Source organism: Dolichospermum sp. DET69 (assembly GCA_017355425.1).
GTDB lineage: Bacteria > Cyanobacteriota > Cyanobacteriia > Cyanobacteriales > Nostocaceae > Dolichospermum.
Genome location: CP070233.1, coordinates 1411080 through 1428539 on the forward strand (window position 1 = coordinate 1411080; position 17460 = coordinate 1428539).

At 39.0% G+C, this 17460-nt stretch carries 14 protein-coding genes; 5 read left to right on the forward strand and 9 right to left on the reverse strand.

Going from position 1 to position 17460, the window contains the following annotated elements; translation table 11 throughout:
- Positions 1–3: 3 nt before the first annotated feature.
- The 3 genes from EZY12_06810 to psaC form a co-directional block, all read right to left on the reverse strand.
- Positions 4–822 carry a heteromeric transposase endonuclease subunit TnsA gene (locus tag EZY12_06810; protein ID QSX69338.1) on the reverse strand — a complete coding sequence of 273 codons (819 nt, stop codon included), beginning with the start codon at positions 820–822 and terminating at the stop codon, positions 4–6.
- A gap of 138 nt (positions 823–960) precedes the next feature.
- Complete coding sequence (gene glmS / locus EZY12_06815; protein QSX69339.1) at positions 961–2856, reverse strand: glutamine--fructose-6-phosphate transaminase (isomerizing); 1896 nt, start codon at positions 2854–2856, stop codon at positions 961–963.
- A 416-nt stretch (positions 2857–3272) separates the two neighbouring features.
- Positions 3273–3518 carry a photosystem I iron-sulfur center protein PsaC gene (gene psaC, locus EZY12_06820; GenBank protein QSX69340.1) on the reverse strand — a complete coding sequence of 82 codons (246 nt, stop codon included), beginning with the start codon at positions 3516–3518 and terminating at the stop codon, positions 3273–3275.
- Positions 3519–4021: 503 nt separating this feature from the next.
- Between psaC and EZY12_06825 the strand changes: the two genes are divergently transcribed.
- Positions 4022–4372 carry a hypothetical protein gene (locus EZY12_06825; GenBank protein ID QSX69341.1) on the forward strand — a complete coding sequence of 117 codons (351 nt, stop codon included), beginning with the start codon at positions 4022–4024 and terminating at the stop codon, positions 4370–4372.
- A gap of 32 nt (positions 4373–4404) precedes the next feature.
- Here EZY12_06825 and EZY12_06830 read toward each other — a convergent pair whose 3' ends face one another.
- The gene (locus EZY12_06830) at positions 4405–5406 is read right to left on the reverse strand and encodes a methionyl-tRNA formyltransferase (protein ID QSX69342.1); all 1002 of its coding nucleotides are present in this window, start codon (positions 5404–5406) and stop codon (positions 4405–4407) included.
- Positions 5407–6385: 979 nt separating this feature from the next.
- On the opposite strand from EZY12_06830, the gene EZY12_06835 reads away from it, so the two are divergent.
- Complete coding sequence (locus tag EZY12_06835; GenBank protein QSX69343.1) at positions 6386–7636, forward strand: hypothetical protein; 1251 nt, start codon at positions 6386–6388, stop codon at positions 7634–7636.
- Between the two features lie 97 nt (positions 7637–7733).
- Here EZY12_06835 and EZY12_06840 read toward each other — a convergent pair whose 3' ends face one another.
- From EZY12_06840 to EZY12_06850, 3 genes are all read right to left on the reverse strand, one after another.
- On the reverse strand, positions 7734–9023 hold the full coding sequence (locus EZY12_06840; GenBank protein ID QSX69344.1) for a Glu/Leu/Phe/Val dehydrogenase: 1290 nt from the start codon (positions 9021–9023) through the stop codon (positions 7734–7736).
- 521 nt (positions 9024–9544) lie between these two features.
- Complete coding sequence (locus tag EZY12_06845) at positions 9545–10993, reverse strand: carotenoid oxygenase family protein (protein QSX69345.1); 1449 nt, start codon at positions 10991–10993, stop codon at positions 9545–9547.
- 96 nt (positions 10994–11089) lie between these two features.
- The gene (locus EZY12_06850; protein QSX69346.1) at positions 11090–12421 is read right to left on the reverse strand and encodes a folate/biopterin family MFS transporter; all 1332 of its coding nucleotides are present in this window, start codon (positions 12419–12421) and stop codon (positions 11090–11092) included.
- Between the two features lie 427 nt (positions 12422–12848).
- Here EZY12_06850 and EZY12_06855 point away from each other — a divergent pair, with 427 nt between their 5' ends.
- From EZY12_06855 to EZY12_06865, 3 genes are all read left to right on the forward strand, one after another.
- Positions 12849–13166: a hypothetical protein gene (locus EZY12_06855; GenBank protein QSX69347.1), complete on the forward strand. Its 318-nt coding sequence runs from the start codon at positions 12849–12851 to the stop codon at positions 13164–13166.
- 111 nt (positions 13167–13277) lie between these two features.
- Entirely contained in the window at positions 13278–15005 is a 1728-nt protein-coding gene (locus tag EZY12_06860) for a succinate dehydrogenase/fumarate reductase flavoprotein subunit (protein ID QSX69348.1), read from the forward strand.
- 89 nt (positions 15006–15094) lie between these two features.
- Positions 15095–15538 (forward strand): VOC family protein, encoded by a 444-nt coding sequence (locus EZY12_06865; protein QSX69349.1) that lies wholly within the window; start codon positions 15095–15097, stop codon positions 15536–15538.
- 62 nt (positions 15539–15600) lie between these two features.
- Here EZY12_06865 and EZY12_06870 read toward each other — a convergent pair whose 3' ends face one another.
- Together EZY12_06870 and EZY12_06875 are read right to left on the reverse strand one after the other, a co-directional pair.
- A complete protein-coding gene (locus EZY12_06870) occupies positions 15601–16557 on the reverse strand; it encodes a DNA polymerase III subunit delta' (protein QSX69350.1) in 957 nt (318 codons plus the stop codon).
- Between the two features lie 127 nt (positions 16558–16684).
- Complete coding sequence (locus EZY12_06875; GenBank protein ID QSX70551.1) at positions 16685–17320, reverse strand: dTMP kinase; 636 nt, start codon at positions 17318–17320, stop codon at positions 16685–16687.
- Between the last annotated feature and the right edge of the window lie 140 nt (positions 17321–17460).

Here is a 17460-nt window from a genome sequence, read left to right on the forward strand (position 1 = left end):
AATCTAAAAAACAATTTTTTGGATTACTGTGGTAGAAGGACAGCTAGAAATTTTAGTCCCTAACATATCCATAAGTATTTCTTTTCTAGCAATCAGATGCTTAAAAATATAAAGTGATGTACCAGATTCTAAATTCATCTCTTTGTCTAAGCTAGTGGTTACTCGATTGATAGTAGTATCACTTTCTTGAAGCCTTGATTTTAAAATTTGTGCAATATCGCGCAGTTCTTCAATATTTATTTCATTAGTGGCTTCTAATTTATAAGCAGAATGTACCCACTCAACATTTTCTGCTAAAAGCCTTGGGATTTCTTTCTCAGTGATTATTCCCCAGTCAATATCTTTAGCAGCATAATAACGTCTTTCTAACTCGAATTTATTAGCGACAGATGTGCTGCTTATATCTTTTACTTGCTTGACAGTTCTGGCCTTTTGTACATTTTTTCCATTTTCCTTCACAGACAGCATAAAGTCAGTGGTTAAAATGTAGGGAGTATCACTATTGGGATCTTTGGGGTACTTGAATCCCATATCTTCTGCAATACTCATTATAAGATCAAGATCGAGTAGTGGAAATTGCTCTCTTGTATCTATTACGACATCTGACCACTCGAAGACATAAAACATCCGCCTCTCGTGATCAGATAAAAGATGATGTTCACGATTAGTTTTCCAGCCGGGTGGCCTAGAAACCCTACCTTTTGAGGGAAAATCCTGTATCTTGATCCAGGGTTGATAATTGCTGCCACTACCCTGACCACGACCTTCCTTTATGTAACGTTCAAATTTATCTTGTGTCCAGTCTCGCCTACTCCTACCCACAAAAAATTCTCCTTTGGATGATTGGTAGATACACCCATAGGAGAAATTGTACAACTTTTTTATTTATTTTCCAACTTTTTTATTTGTTTTCCAACTTTTTTATTCCTCCACATTTGCAATACGCCCCTACTAGGTTCATTATTCAACTGTTACAGATTTCGCCAAATTCCTTGGTTGATCTACATCCAAACCCCGCCGCGCCGCAATATGATAAGCTAACAATTGCAACGGGATAACTGTAAGAATTGGTGAAAGAATTTCCTCCACTTCCGAAACCGGAATTAAATCATTAAAGATTTCTGCCGCTTCACCATCTTTAACAGAAGTTACCCCAATTAATCGAGAATCTCTAGCTTTTGCTTCTTGGGCATTGGAAATTACCTTTTCATATACATTACCAGGAACCGCGATCGCTACAACTGGAACTTTAGTATCTAACAACGCAATTGGACCATGTTTCATTTCTCCCGCAGGATATCCTTCCGCATGAATATAACTAATTTCTTTTAACTTCAAAGCCCCTTCCAACGCAATTGGAAAATTAATTCCTCTACCAATAAAGATAAAATCTTTCGTTTCTGCAAAATCATGTACTAAATGCTCAATATAAAGTTCTTGAGTTTCCAAAATTGCTTCAATTTCTCCTGGTAGCTGACGTAAACCCGTGAGAATTTCCTCGAATCTTAATGCACTAATTGCCTGACGACGATAAGCCAAATCTAACGCCAAAGCGTAAAACGCCATCAATTGTGCCACAAAAGTTTTCGTTGCAGCCACACCAATTTCAATTCCCCCATGGGTATTGATAATATTTGCAACCATATTCCCCAAACTACTTTCTGGACGATTAGTAATCCCCAAAAGTCGCGCTTGATACTTAGCTTCCTTACCTTGACGGCGTTCTTTTTCCATAGACAAAGCTGCTAAAGTATCAGCAGTTTCCCCAGATTGAGTTACGCCAATAGTCAGAGTATTAGCCGTTAGCGGTGATGGGGCATAGCGAAATTCTGAAGCATATTGTACTTGTGTAGGAATTCCTGCCAATTGTTCTAATAAGTATTTACCCACTAATGCAGCGTGCCAACTTGTACCACAAGCCACAATTTGAACTTGTTCTAAATCTGCGTAAAATTCCGCTGGTAAATCTAATTTTACTGGTGATTCAGGAGTGATTTGGGCGTTCTCTCCTGTCGGGAAATAAGCCTCCAAACAATCCCGTACCACTCCCGGTTGCTCATAGATTTCCTTGAGCATAAAATGTTTGAATCCCTGTTTTTCCACCATAATGGGATTCCAGTTCAGGGTGCGGGGATGCTTTTTCAAGCGATGTCCAGCAAAGTTATACACTTCCACGCCTAAAGGAGTCAAACGGGCAATTTCGCCGTTTTCTAGGGACAATACAGCGCGGGTATAAGGGGCAATTGCCGGGGTATCAGAAGCACAGAAAAACTCACCCTGTCCAAAACCAATGACTAAAGGAGCTTGTTGGCGGACTACAATCAACTCATCAGGGAAGTCAGCAGAAATAGCAGCAATTGCATAAGCTCCCTGCAACTTACTTGCAGCATCCTGCACCGCATCTAAAAACATTGAAGGGGAAGCAAGATTTTCAGAAGTATGCTTTAAACATTCAGCAATTAAATGGGGAATTACCTCTGTATCGGTTTCCGAACGGAATTCATGTCCTAGCGCCTTCAGGTGTTCCCGCAACTCTCGATAATTCTCAATAATCCCATTTTGCACCACCGCTATCCGCAACGCCGTATCTAGATGAGGATGGGCATTATACTCTTCAGGTTTACCATGAGTTGCCCAGCGCGTGTGGCCAATCCCTATTTGGGCAGGATTTTCGATTTGTGCCAGTTTAGAACGCAGGTTAAGCAATTTGCCCTTAGCCCGCACACAATGCACGTCACCTTCCAAAATGGTGGCAATTCCTGCCGAATCGTAACCTCTATATTCTAGTTTTTCTAGTCCAGCCAGTAAAATATCTGTCGCTGCCTGAGTTCCTATATATCCAACTATTCCACACATTGCTTAAACTACTCCGGTTTCAGGATGATTAAATTTTAAGTATAGTTGCTGGGATAGATCAGCCACTTTAGCAAATAAAAGCAGATTAGTCATTAGTCATTAGTCATTAGTCATTAGTCATTAGTCATTAGTTATTAGTCATTAGTCATTAGTCATTAGTCATTAGTCATTAGTCATTAGTCATTAGTTATTGGGTAACTTCTTTCTTCTTCCTTCGTGTTCTTCGTTCCTATATCCCTCCGGTCCCGTCAGGGATACGTGGTTTATTAACTCCTGACTCGGTGACTCCTGTAGGGGCGTATTGCAATACGCCTCTACTGACTCCTTACACAAAAATGCTGAGGAATGAGGGAAGAATCTGAATGTTTCTCCCATTTTCATTCCTCAGCACTAAACTACCCAGAATTTAGGAATTCTTAGTAAGCCAAGCCCATGCTGCGAGTTGTTTCAGCACCTAGATAAACGCGAATGCTCAAAAAGTCGGTGGGGCAAGCAGTTTCACAACGCTTACAACCAACACAGTCTTCAGTGCGGGGAGAAGCAGCCACTTGAGCAGCTTTACAGCCATCCCAAGGAACCATTTCTAGTACGTCAGTAGGGCAAGCGCGGACGCATTGTGTACAGCCAATGCAGGTGTCGTAGATTTTTACGGTATGAGACATTGAAAAAGCTGCTCCTTGCGGGTGTTCTTCTGGAGGGAAATAATCATAATCAAGGCATAGTTTACCCCAGGGCTTGATAGCTTGTAAGTAAAAGGCTACATAACTTTAAACAACGTAATAGACACCTTGAATAATTTATCTACCAAGATCGCTGTTATCTGGCTGTAATCAGCAACATCGCCATCAAGTGTTTACCCAACTAACACTCTTCCCAACATGGCAAATTGTAAAGATGTGTAAATTAAGAGTCGTTTTTGGGAAGTAATTTATCATACCTATAATCTTCAATCTATATATTGATTCGTCTTTATCTGGTTGTGATGAAATATTAACTTTCAGCCTCGCTCACAAATACGCTCATTCTTTTTTCATCAATTTTAAATACAATTAGAAACTATATATTTAAGACCATAGCTTTGTGAAATATATAAGTCTAAGCAAAATATTACCAAAATGTTGCGATACTATACTCTATATGTAAATCAAATCACATTAACCAAATTATGGAGCTAAATTCTTTACCAACTGAGATAATTTTGACACATCCCCATCAGTCTCTGGGTAAATTGCAACTTGATTGGACACCTCAACCGGGAAACTATCTTGATTTTGACGGACAAACCTACGCAGTCTTAGAGCGTTGCCATAGATATCAGCTTAAAGGAGGACGCTATAGTTTACACAATATCGCTATTTATGTACAAAAGGCCCAAAGACCAGAAGAGCAAAGTTTAGTAGAGGGACGTTGGGTGATTGGTGATGCTACCTGCAACTATAATGCTCTTTCAGAAATTATTCGTTGTGCAGTTAACCCAGAGGGCCCCTGTAATACTTGCCGTTTCTATGAAAATTAGGGAACAGAGGTAGGGAGCAGGGGGAAATATGACTAATGACTACCAATTACCTCACCCACCGTTAACCGAGTCCCATTAACAAAATCCCATCCTGACTGGGGACGTTTACCAGTTAGCTGCACTTCTAGCAATAGCAATAAACCTTTCCCTGTTTGGACAATTGCTCCTAGTCCTTTAGTAATACTCACCACTTCTCCTGATTTACCTGATATGATTGATAGGTTAGGTGTTTTGTATATTTTTTCTTGTAACGGCTCTGGTAATTCCTGAATATACGCAGCATCTATGGGGACAGTAGCAGTAATCTTTAATGGTTGGTTGCGAAAGGTAGCAATACAGTTAGGATAAAATCCGCGAATTTGATTGTGTAATTGAATAGCACTTTGTCCCCAGTCTAAATTGTAGTCTGGCTTTTGAATCAAAGATGCGTAAGTGGCTGCTGTATGATCTTGGGGAATGGGTTGGATTTCCTGACGTTCTAGTTTGTACAGAGTTTCTATGAGTAAATCCGCACCAGTGAGAGCCAACTTTTCGGCTAAAATCTGAGCATTATCTAGTAATTGAATCGGTGTAGTCGCTTTTAAGAGTATATCCCCTGTATCCATGGCTTTATCCATGAGCATAGTTGTGATCCCGGTTTCTTTTTCCCCATTATGTATACTCCACTGAATTGGCGCAGCCCCTCGATACTGAGGTAAAATAGAACCATGTACGTTAATACAACCCAGCTTTGGCATATCTAATATCTTCTTAGACAAAATTTGTCCATAAGCAATAACTACAAATACATCTGCTTCTATCTGCTTGAGTTGTGTTAAGATTTCAACATCTTTTTTGACTCTTTCAGGTTGCCAGACTGGGATATGATGGTTTGTCGCCAAGGCTTTGACTGGTGAAGGTGTCAGTTTATTCCCACGTTCTCGGCGTTTATCCGGTTGAGTAACTACGGCAATTACCTGAAAATCCTTATTCTCCAAGAGTTTTTCTAACGTAGGAACTGCAAAGTCAGGAGTGCCAAAAAATACTATCTTCATTAGTTATTACTTGTCAATTACGAGTTATGAGTCATCAATCAATAGTAAGTGTGTTCCTCATTACTGACAACGGCAACATCTGAAATATTCCGAGGATAATGTTGAGGATTTTTTGATCATCGGCAATGAATTTTCACAGTTTGATGGTATAGTGTTAAATATTGGTTAAGCAGAAACAGTCTCGATAAACTATAATACCTTGGGTAATTAGTTCAGCGATGCTTTGGGATCGCAAACCTACCTCCATTTGCATCTACTATTGACAGGTTTTGTATGTCTAGCTGTGTTTTACAGTTGTCCAATTCTTTACTAAATCAAAATTATTCGATAATTGCCCCAGTTTAAAATAAATTGCCTTTGCTTAATCGCAGCATTTACGAGGGTAATTTGCAGTTTATGGGTTTGGGTGTATGTATTTAATGTTTTTGTTTATTGTGCATCAGTTAATCTAAAGTTTCTAGTAATATTAGGAATCCTATTTGGTTTTTGAAATATAGATACGTGGCCATTGCCCACCCTACACTGCTTATCTGTTTTTTAGGAATCATTTAGGATGGCTATAGATAAGTTTTAGTTAGGTAAAGGGTGTGCTGTTATATCTATTATAACAGCTACTGTTTTAAACAGCATTTCTATACTTTGGCTAATAGCTTCGGTCACTTATAAACTTAGTCATGATTGTTATAAACATATCTATATTCCACTTAAATTGGATATGGCTGTGACTTAAACTATCAATAATGACGGTATTTATTAACAGATGTAATTTACTGTTCACTTTAAGCCCGTCGTGATTGTATATTATGTAAAGATTATCAGGGGTAAATGGTGACACTAAAGTTTTTGTAAAGCAATGCAACATTTGCATAAATTATTTCGTAAAAGCTTTTGGTTTGTTGATATACATATAGTCATAGCTTTTTCCATTCCTGTATAGATACTGCCCGCACTTAGCAACTGCCCTATAGAGAGTCTCATCATGCTTAAACCCCTTTTGGTGTCAGGATGGTTCCGTGTTAAACCACTTCTTAAGTACATTGCCATTGTTATTGTCATTTCACCTTTCGCAGGGATGTCTCTTCATGCTACTTTAGCGAAACAATCAAAAGTAGCAAATATTAGTGCAGGAAATGGCAAATCTCAGGAAAAACTGGCAGAAGGTGCTGCTCCTAGGCAGTTAAATTTCCAATTTGCTCAAGTTAACTCTCAAACAGGAAAAATATCTGTTGGGGAAGGAATACATTCATTACCAAAAGATATAGTTATTTCAGGGGCAGAAAGAGCAAATTCTCAAGTGGGGAATAATGTTGTCAGCGAAACTGTACCATCAGTTGATGTTGCACAATTTCTCGCACAAACATCTGTTAATCAAGTTAATCCCAGCCAAAAACTAGAAGACGCGAAAGTACAAGCTGATTTAAATTCTTCAGTAAGTGGGAATTCCGAATCTAAAGAATTGGCAACATCAACAGTTACTCCCAGAAATGGAGAAATACCTGTAAGTGAACAGCCAAATGAGTCAGAGATGGTACAAACTGATCCTATAGGTAGTCCCCATCCTATCCCTTGGCAATGGATTATGGCTACTCAGGAAGCGGTTGGTGGTAAAGGTGGTTCTGGTGTCCGCTACTACCGGAGTATTCCTGTAATTTCTCCTGATGGCAAATATGCGATTTATAGCCGGGTGCAAATGGAAGTAAAACCCGAAATGCACAATAGCCGAGTTAATAGCGTGTTGTTTGTGGAAGATAGACAAACTAAGCAGTTACGGGTGATGACATCAACCAGTGTGGTGATTGATCCCCTATTAAATAGGCAGGCAAATTTACCAGTAAACCCAGATAGTGATGGTAAAATTGGGGTATTAGTGCCTGTGAGTTGGTCTGAAAAAGGCGATCGCTTTCTCGCCCGTAAATTTGTAGCTATTTTCAATACAGCAGATGCGACAGATCAGGCTGTAATTTGGAATCGTCAACAGAATCATCTCAAGGTAGTTAATCCTGTGCAATCACAAGATGATCACGAAAAAATAGCCATTTTGTTAGGTTGGAGTAAAAAGCAGCCTAATAGTGTATTATTCCGTGCTGGTGAACTAGGTGAGGAAAATTGGCCTTTGTTACAAGTGGCTAATGATGGTAAAACTGTAGATATCTCAGCAGAAGGGGATCAGCCTGTAACTTTTGGTGAAAGAGGTAGCATTTGGGCAGATCCACAAGTTGCTTCTCGATAATTAATGAGACATCTCCAGAAAAAAATGTAGAGACGTTCCATGGAACGTCTCTACAAAGGTTCTAGGAAATGTATATTTAATTTTCAGCAAGCCCTATCTAAGGATACAAACCCCGATCATTCAATGCTTGGGCAACTCTACCTACACCTAAAGTATAAGCAGCCAAGCGCAGATTTACTCCCCGTGCTTGTGACTCATGAATCACCTTGCGGTAAGCCTGAACCATCAAATGTTCCATTTCCCGGTTGACTCGTTCCTCATCCCAGAACAGGTAAGAAAGACCTTGTACCCATTCTAAATAACTGACCACCACACCCCCAGCATTGGCTAAAATATCTGGTAAAACAGTCACACCCTCTGCTTCTAGCACTTGGTTAGCTTCTAATGTCACCGGACCATTAGCAGCTTCCGCGACAAATCGGGCTTTGATTTGATGGACATTTTCTTCGGTAATTTGGTTTTCCAAAGCGGCGGGGATCAAGACATCACAAGGTAAAGTTAGTAAATCTGCATTACTAATGGCTGTCCCTTGGGGGAAACCTACTACACTGCGGTGGTTTGCAGCAGCATAAGCTTTGACAGCGGGAATATCAAGACCATCTTCAGCAAATACACCACCTGCACCAGTGGAAACAGCAATAATTTTTGCTCCTTCTTGGTGTAGTAATTCCGCCGCAGCCCCGCCCACATTACCGAAACCTTGAATGGCTACCTTAACTCCTACAAGGGATTTACCGTGATCTGCCAGTGCTTCACGGACAATAATCATCACACCGCGTCCAGTCGCCATTTCTCGTCCTAGAGAACCACCAATAGATAAAGGTTTGCCTGTTACCACACCAGGTACAGAATGACCAACATTGACAGAGTAGGTATCCATCATCCACGCCATTTCCCGAGATGAAGTCCCCATATCTGGAGCAGGTATATCTACTGCTGGCCCAATGTCTTTAATTAATTCACTAATATAACGACGGCTAATCCGTTCTAATTCCCCTACGCTGAATTGTTTGGGGTCTATGGGAATTCCCCCTTTGCCACCACCATAGGGAATACCTAACAATGCACATTTCCAGGTCATCAGCATGGCTAGGGCTGATACCTCCCGCAGTGTCACTGCTGGATGGAAGCGAATACCACCTTTATAGGGGCCTAAAATATCGGAATGTTGGACGCGATGTCCTGGGAAAACTCGCACTTCCCCATTATCCATTTTGATAGGAATGGAAACTGTGACAACTTTCCGAGGATGACTTAGTATTTCTACTATACCTTGATCTAGTTTTAATTCTTTGGCAGCCCATTCTAAATAGCTACAGGCTTGATCATACGGGCAAATATAGGCTGAAGATTGAGTTTCCATAAGCGGGAGAGATGTTGTAACCATAATCCTTACTCCTCATCACAGTATCTTCGTAAACCGGATTGATATTGTTAGCTTACCCTCCTTTTTGGGAAAGATATCAATTTTGTAGTTTTCGTTACAATTTTATTTTTATGAATGTGATAGGAAATTATGCTGGTATGTATTTAAAATCTCTACAATAGTTATAGTATGCAAATCCACACTATTACAGATGCTTGTATAGCAGTATGCACTTAGATTAAATACAGTTATTAAATTACGAACCCTGTATGGGTGGGGTTTCCCCGCCCTCGATTGTATTTCATCCGACTGAGAACCGCTATAATAGGGTGGTAATGTTTTTAATAAAGTACAAAAATGAAAACGGTTAATAGGATATATTTAAAACATATTCAACATTTTTATCAGCAGTGTTGGGTTGCGTTATCGCTTAACCCAACCTACATGAGACATCTCCAGAAAAGAATGTAGAGACGTTCCAGGTCACGTCTCTACAAAGGTTATAGGAAACGCACATTTAATTTTCACAAGATGTCTATTAATTAATTGAATGTTTCTGGTGTAAAGCTCCCATGTAAACCATAAGGAATATGATGTTTAAGATGTAGTTTTGCAATTGCACCTTTTTCAATATTTTCAGCATCTAAAATTACGACATCTGAACGATGATATTCTGCATCATAAACTAAAGCTATTACCCAGCCATTATCTTCTTGTTGAGAATTTGCGCGAGGAACAAAAATTGGTTCACCGATAAAACCTTGTGGTGCTGCACTCCATAGTTGTCTGTTTTGTGATTCTAAATCAACTTTGAGAATTGTTTGTAAGGGTGCATTACCCGTTGCGTGATCAGCCGCAGCAACGTATAGATAACGATATGATTTACCGACATTATTCGGGTGAATAGTCGGAAATTCACAAGCTCGATGATCTATTAACTGATTTTGGACTTGATTTGTTTCTAAATTAAGATGAAACCGCCAAAGTTGTCCGGGAGAATTAGCATCAAAGTCAGTTTCTCGATAATCGGTATTTGGCTCAACTTCTGTTAATGATTTATAGCAAATTGAATCAATGATGATTTCATTTTCAACCTCAAAAGCATTAACATGATGAAAAATAAAACCTGCTTCGGTTTCTAAAACTTGAACTTTTTCATTTACGCTTTTTGCTATGCGAGGAATAATGATGATTTTTGTAGGTTGATCTTTTTGAAATTTAATACATTGACCTGCGCTGGATATTCCTAAGGCAAAAGGTATGGGATTAAAATTAACAGGATTTTGAAAGAAGATACAGTAATTTTCTGTAATCACAAAATCATGAATGAAGCAAAAACCAGGAATGCTATGATTTTGTTTTTTAATAATTTCCCCATTTGTGTTCAATTCAAATATGGTAATTGTCGTTGATAGTCCTGGTTTAATAGCAAAGTTAACTAATGTGCCATTGGGATCAATTCGAGGATGAGCGCTAAAGGCTTCTCCTTTAGATAAAACACCATTGAAATATTCATTTCCTAATGTTTCTAAAGTCTGGGGATTAAGTACATAAGGTTCTGCTGCTTCCCATAATGCTAGGAGTTTTTTACCCCAATAAATAACATTTGTATTAGCAATATGTTTAATTTTGAAATCAAAAATATTAGCTAACCAACCACCTGGTTTTTGAGTTCCAAAAACACCACGATAAAGGATTTTACCTGCTTTCTTTTCTGCTAAATAACCTTCCGTCTGTACAAACCGGTTACGAAAATGGGCGCGGCCATTGGTAAATGTAATCCGGCTAATCATCCCGTCACCATCAAAAGGATGATGAAATCTTTGCTTATTTATATCTAATAAACCGGGACCATTTCTAAATAATGTTCCTGCTAATTCTAGGGGAATTTCTCCTTCTATATCATCAATCCAATAATCAAATTCTTGAGTAAGGGATTCATATCCCCCTTGCCAATCTTTAAGGGTATAAGACTTTTCTAATATTTGCATTTTTTGGGATTATCAAGGAATATATCACACAGATACCCGACTTATTTAAGAAGTTTGGTATCTAATATAATTTTAACATATATAATATATTATTTATCAACTAACTACATTATTATCAATATCAACTTGAGCATCTGGTAGCCATTTAATGAATAGAATGGGGATCAGAGAGGTACAGTTGGTAATAATGATTAATAACCACAATGAATCAAATTGATATTCTGTGATTCCTAACCATTTCATCATCAAAGATCCTATCCAGTAGGAAACTGTTCCTCCGAAATTCATGACAGACATCAATACAGCAAAGAATGTGGCTTCTATACCGGGAGGACAAAGCCTTGTTGATAATACCAGTACGGGCATAAATACAACTTTCCCAATCACAGTCAGAATCAAACTATCACCTAAACTAAACCAATGATCATCTATTCCTAAAAGTCTGTTGGTGTGAGTTACTAGTAATAAGGTTGTCATTCCTAAAGCTGTGGATACAAAAATACCCCAACTAAATATAATTCTAAAAGGAACTGTTTTAAAATAACGCTGAAAAGCCCACACTCCAAGCAAGGAAGCAAAACTTGTCACTAACCGAACTCGCCCTAAAAATTCTGGTTGAAAGTGCAGTTCATTGGTTGTAAAATAGAAAAATGCTGAATCAGCATTTGGTGTAGCTTGCCAAATAAATATAAATAATGTTGGTAACCAAATTACTTTTTGAGTAATTGCTTGGCGGATTTGCAATAATTGATTTTTTATGTTATTACTTTTTTTAGCATCTTTATCAATAGGTTGTTCGGCAATGAACCAAGCTACAGATGAGACAATTAGCGGAAATGATGCTGTTATTAAAAATACTGTACGAGTGGTAAAATATTCTAAAAGTAAGCCGCTAAAATAAGCTGTACACAATGCACCAACGGCTGAACTACCCCAGCAAAGAGATTGTAAAGAACCTATTTTAGCTTCTGATTCGCTTCTGGCTCTTTCAACTACAATAGAATCAACTATCACATCACTAATAGCAAGAGATAGAAAAGTAAGGATAATCATAATTGTGGCTGTTGAGCTATTATTAACGACTGTTCCTAAACATACCCAAGCTGCACAGCCGATAATTCCAGATAGAACTATATAAGGTTTTCTATGGTAGCCAAATAAGGGTAAACTATCAGAGATAAAACCATATAATGGCTTAATCATCCAAGGTATTGTGCCAATACCGATAATTGCTGACATTTGTACTGGACTTAATAGTAATTCATCTTTGAGAAAGAAGCTAACGGCTAAACGCGATAATGTTAATATACCTTGGACAAAATAGATAGTAATAATTACTATTAATTCAGCACTAGGCTCATTACCTAAAAGAATTTTCTGTGTTAGGAAATCTTTAATTTTGGATGAACTAGAGAGGTCATTTAGCATTTAGATGAAGATTTTTGAATTTTCATGTACTTTTATATCATAGTTGATTACCCATCATTTTGAAACAACTGTCCATAAAATCCCCAAATTCTTGAAGAAGTCGGGGATATTAGTTTCAGAAATAGGGTTGAGGTTGAGGTGAATTAGCAGCACGTCCTAACTGAAAATTACTGTACTTATACATTAATATTACTAATTTTGAAAAATCTTGAGCAATGATTATTGATGCAGATTGATAGCCTACTAATAGTACCAGGACGGGCAGGATGCCCATCCCACAATATTGGATAATTTATTTTTTCGAGTTCTCTAGGTTAATGTACTTGTAAAGTAATATTACGAACCTTGGCAAAATATTGAGAAATTGTTCTTCAGACAAACATAGGTTTAAGGTAGAAATTATAGAAAAAAATTGACTCAAATTAAAATGAACCAAAATAATATTCAAAACTATCGGTTTGTTTGTACCTTGACTTTTGGTGATATCTACGGTCAGATTATCGTTTGGTTAATTACGATTACCATTAGCTTGGCATCAGCTTTAGCACTAATGGGTGCAAAAAGACCAGTATACGCTTTAGCTACTGTAGGTCTTGTTGTCCTCTTATCTCTGCCTTTTTTACTTTTTGCCTTTGTGACGACTTTATTAAACAATATTGAACTCAATGCTGTAGAGCCAAAAACACAGACAGAAACAACACAAACTCATATTTCCCCACAAAATCCCATCCAAGCAACTAGCTAAGGGGAATTTAGCTTAACAGCAAGAAGCCCCACGTCTCACTCTTAGGAGCGTGGGATGAATGCGCGTGAGTGAGGAATTGACGGGGAATTTTTTTATAATCGGTGGTTAACGATGCTAGAACATGATGTAATTATTGTTGGTGGTGGTTTGGCTGGATGTCGAGCGGGGCTGGAAATTGCCCGGATTGATCCTAGTTTAAAGGTAGCGGTGGTTGCCAAAACTCACCCCATTCGCTCCCATTCTGTGGCTGCTCAAGGTGGTATGGCGGCTTCTTTAAAAAATGTTGATGATCAGGATAGTTGGGAAGCACACGCTTTTGATACGGTTAAGGGTTCTGATTATTTAGCTGACCAAGATGCAGTAGCAATTTTGACTCAAGAAGCGCCGGAGGTGGTGATTGATTTAGAACATCTGGGGGTGTTATTTTCCCGTTTACCTGATGGTCGCATTGCTCAACGGGCTTTTGGTGGACATTCTCACAACCGCACTTGTTACGCTGCTGATAAAACTGGTCATGCAATTTTACATGAGTTGGTAAACAATCTCCGCCGTTATGGTGTGCAGATTTACGAAGAATGGTATGTAATGCGCCTGATTTTAGAAGATGGTCAGGCTAAGGGTGTGGTGATGTTTCATCTCTTGGATGGACATATTGAGGTGTTACGGGCAAAGGCTGTAATGTTCGCCACTGGGGGCTATGGTCGGGTTTATAACAGGACTTCCAATGATTATGCTTCCACTGGTGACGGTTTGGCGATGACGGCTTTGGCTGGTTTACCTTTGCAGGATATGGAATTTGTGCAGTTTCATCCGACGGGGTTGTATCCTGTAGGAGTGCTGATTTCTGAGGCTGTGCGCGGGGAAGGGGCTTATTTAATTAATTCCGAGGGCGATCGCTTTATGGCCAATTATGCCCCCAGTCGCATGGAATTAGCCCCTCGTGATATTACCTCAAGGGCGATCGCTCTGGAAGTTCGAGCTGGTCGAGGTGTAAATAAAGATGGTAGTGCGGGTGGTCCTTGTGTTTATCTGGATTTACGTCACATGGGTAAGGAAAAAATCATGAGTCGTGTGCCTTTCTGCTGGGAAGAAGCCCATCGTCTCGTCGGTGTGGATGCGGTGACTGAACCCATGCCCGTGTGTCCTACTATTCATTATTGTATGGGTGGTATTCCTGTGAATACTGATGGTAAAGTCCGCAATAGTAATGATGGTTTTGTGGAGGGCTTTTTTGCGGCTGGAGAAACTTCTTGTGTGTCTGTGCATGGGGCGAATCGTCTCGGTAGTAACTCGCTGTTGGAATGTGTTGTTTATGGCAAAAGAACTGGGGCGGCGATCGCTCATTATGTCCAAAATCGTCAATTACCATCAATAGATGAAACACGATATATCAAGGAAGCCGAGCAACAAATTCAAACTTTAATAGAACAACCAGGACAATATCGAATTAATCAAATTCGTCAATCTTTCCAAGATAATATGACTGAATATTGTGGCGTTTTCCGCACTCAAGAATTAATGAGTCAAGGATTGGAGAAAATTGCCGAATTACAACAAAAATCTTCACAAATATATTTAGATGACAAAGGAACTAGCTGGAATACAGAATTAGTTGAAGCTTTGGAATTACAAAGTTTAATGGTAGTAGGACAAACAATTTTAGCTTCAGCCCTGAATCGTCAAGAAAGTCGCGGCGCTCACTTTAGAGAAGATTTTTCTGGAAGGGATGATAACAAGTTCTTGAAACATACAATGGCTTATTATTCCCTAGAGGGAATTGATATTCAATATCGTCCGGTGACAATTACAATGTTTGAACCAAAGGAACGGAAGTATTAAGAGGTAATTGGTAATTAGTGGGATTCTTTCCTTACCGATTACCTTCTCTTGGTTAAGGTAATCGGATTAAAAATTCTCAATTATTAAATATGAATAACAAAACCATTCCTACTGGCTATTTATGCAAAGTCCATCATATCGCTTTCAATGTTGCTGATATGCAAGCCTCTCGCCATTTTTACGGTCATATTTTAGGCTTACACGAACTCACAGGGAAAGAAATACCAGAAACATTAAAAGAACTCGTTGCTGTGGGTAAAGTCGCTAATTTCGTCACTCCTGATGGCACAATTATAGACTTATTTGGAGAACCAGAATTATTACCACCAGATCCCAATCCTAGTAAGTCATTTACAAGAGCATATCATTTGGCATTTGATATTAATCCCCAATTCTTTGATCAAGCTGTAGCTGTTATCAAGGAAAATAATCTAGTCATTGCTTATGGACCGCTTACCCGTCCTACAGGTAGAGGAGTTTACTTTTATGACCCCGATGGATTTATGATAGAAATTCGTTGTAATCCTGATTAAATCACAAAATAGTATCGTAGGGTGTGTTAGAACGAAGTTCGTAACGCACTGGCATCAAAATTTTAATACGATATTTGCGATATCTTAAACAAAGCTAAAAATGTACATTCCCAAACTAAGCGAGGTTGGGCATAACAAAGTAAATGTTTCCGAGTTTTTTCCAATTGTTGAATAATTTTTGGTTCATGTATTTGTTGCCAATAGTATTGTTGCAAATAATCAATTAACCATAATTGGGCTTCACTATCTAATTCCTTATCAATTTTCTTGGCTAATTCTAAAGCCTGACGGTAAGATGTTGGCGTTTTCTTCACCTGTGCTATAAACTCACTGGGAATATTTTGTAATTGTTGATAAGATAAAATCGCATTTCCTGGACTACCTGCGGCGATATTTAGAACTTCTGGATGTTGCAAAATCTCGGCATTTCCTGTTTGCGTCAATACCTGATTCATAGCGGCAGTATCTAACCGATAAAAAGGAACTTTTTGACAACGAGATACTAAAGTTGGTAACACAGATTCCGGTGAAGGAACAATTAAAATTAACGTTGCTCTTCCTGGTTCTTCTAAGGTTTTTAACAAGGCATTGGCCGCAGATTCAGCCATTGTTTCCGCTTGTTCTAAAACTATGACATTTCTCAATGCTTCCAACGGTGGACGGGAAAGAAATTGCGTAATTTCTCGAATTTGTTCTAAACGAATTACTGGTGGTGCTTTGCGTTTAACTCCCTTTTCTGCTGCTTCTGCTGGGGTGAGTCTTTGTCCTTGATATTGATAAGTTGGTTCTACCCACAATAAAGCCGGATGATTTCTTTGGCGAATCCGATTTTGTAAAATAGGAATTTGATCAGGTTTTACAGAACTAGAAAAAAGTAATTCAATAAAACACCTGGCTGCCAAACTTCTGCCCACACCATCTGCACCTACAAACATATAAGCTGGTGCAACTCGGTTTTGTTTAACTGATTGCGTTAATAATTCGACTGCTTGCTGTTGTCCAACTAATGGCGAAAACATAATTAAAATTAAACTGTTATTCCACAAGCATTTGACCCCACCCCTCAATCCCCTCCCCTCATGAGGGGAGGGGAAGTTTTACGTTAGTAAAACGGGGGTGGGGTTCTTTAAGATTGATAAGTAATTGCTAATTAGCTAATAGAAACAGGCGTTTCCATAAAATTTCCTGGATACTTTTTTGGACAATATCTTGACTGCTAGTACCATCTACTCGCATAATCCGAGATGGATAAGATCCGGCTAACTCCGTATATCCCTCCTGTACTCGCCGATGAAAAGCTATTGTTTCCTGTTCAATTCGGTCTAGTGTCGCTTGTCCACGTTTGCGCGATAACCCTACCTCCACATCCACATCTAACCAAATAGTTAAATCACTTTCCAAACCCCCAGTAGCAATCTGATTAAGTTGATTAATTATACTCATATTTAAACCTCTGCCATAACCCTGATAGGCGATAGTAGAATCAGTATAGCGATCGCATAGAATATATTTACCTGTGGCTAAATTCGGTTTTAATTCCTCTTCAATATGTTGCGCCCTATCTGCTGCATATAATAGTAATTCCGTCACTTCCCCCACTGGCTTGTTTGGTGACTTTTCCAACAATAACCTCCGCAAATCCTTTCCTAACTCTGTTCCCCCCGGTTCACGAGTCAGCACCACGGATATATTTAAACTTTCTAACCATTGAGAACACAGTTGTATCTGAGTAGTTTTACCACAACCCTCCACCCCTTCAAATACAATTAATTTACCATTCATGTTGTTAAATTTTGTAAATACTGATTTTTTAGACATCCCTATTTAATAAACTCTACACCTAATGTAGGGGCAAACCCCCTGTGGTTGCCCCAAATACTGTGGTAGGCACGGGGGCGCGGGTAGCCACGGGGGCGCTACCC